Source organism: Mesorhizobium sp. M2A.F.Ca.ET.067.02.1.1, assembly GCF_004023285.1.
In the GTDB taxonomy this organism is placed as follows: domain Bacteria; phylum Pseudomonadota; class Alphaproteobacteria; order Rhizobiales; family Rhizobiaceae; genus Mesorhizobium.
This window is the reverse complement of record NZ_RZSB01001372.1, coordinates 1-577: the sequence shown is the minus strand read 5'-3', so window position 1 is coordinate 577 and position 577 is coordinate 1. Positions and strand designations below refer to the sequence as shown.

Here is a 577-nt window from a genome sequence, read left to right as displayed (position 1 = left end):
CGACGGGACCGTCGATCCGACAGCGCTGCGCATCGTCCTGGCGGAGTTGAGCAGGTGATCACGGTGGTGCCGACCGACCGGATTTATCTTTGCTGCGGTGAGACCGACATGCGCCGCGGGATCAACAGCCTGGCACGCATGGTGCAGCAAGTGCTAGCGCTCGACCCGCACACTGGCGCGATCTTTTGCTTCCGTGGACGCAAGGGTCATATCATCAAGATTCTGGCGCATGACGACCAGGGATTCTGCCTTTTTACAAAGCGCCTTTCCGAAGGTTGTTTCGCCTGGCCGACCACCAAAGATCAGGTCGCGGTGTCGCTCACCAAGGCACAGCTTTCGCTGCTTCTGGACGGCATCGACTGGCGCCGGCCGAGCAAGACTTATCGGCCGCGTCTGGCTGGCTAATTTTGCTCGTTTCTCTTTGATTTTGTGTCGATTCTGCTTTCGTGAAGGAGGTGTTTCGGGTATGTAATTTGGGTGTCGGAACAAGCTCCCTCAAACGCTGATTTCCTCGCCCGGATCGCACTTCTGGAAGCGGCCGTTGCTGCCCGCGACATCACCATCGCCGAACGCGATG

1 protein-coding gene is annotated in these 577 nt (G+C 58.4%); it reads left to right on the top strand.

Features of this window, described 5'->3' with window-relative positions; all coding sequences use genetic code 11:
• Nucleotides 1–54 precede the first annotated feature (54 nt).
• Nucleotides 55–405, top strand: a complete 351-nt coding sequence (tnpB, locus tag EOA28_RS37880) for an IS66 family insertion sequence element accessory protein TnpB (RefSeq protein WP_128315954.1) — start codon at nt 55–57, stop codon at nt 403–405.
• Nucleotides 406–577: the final 172 nt, after the last annotated feature.